This window comes from Desemzia sp. FAM 23988, from assembly GCF_045528365.1.
Lineage (GTDB): Bacteria > Bacillota > Bacilli > Lactobacillales > Carnobacteriaceae > Desemzia.
Genome location: NZ_JBGQQS010000092.1, coordinates 1 through 255 on the forward strand (window position 1 = coordinate 1; position 255 = coordinate 255).

The 255-nt window shown below is 47.8% G+C and carries 1 rRNA gene; it reads right to left on the reverse strand.

Annotation, left to right across the window (positions count from 1 at the left end):
* A 23S ribosomal RNA gene (locus ACEN4L_RS13575) occupies nt 1-255 on the reverse strand; the annotation flags it as partial.

Here is a 255-nt window from a genome sequence, read left to right on the forward strand (position 1 = left end):
GTCACTAGAGAGTATTTAGCCTTGGGAGATGGTCCTCCCGGATTCCGACGGAATTTCTCGTGTTCCGCCGTACTCAGGATACTGAACAGAGTGAATGTTGTTTCAAATACAGGGCTTTTACCTTCTTTGGCAGTCCTTTCCAGGACGCTTCTTCTACAACGTTCATTTATGACTCTATGTGTTCAGTCCTACAACCCCAAAGAGCAAGCTCTTTGGTTTGGGCTCTTCCCTGTTCGCTCGCCGCTACTAAGGGAA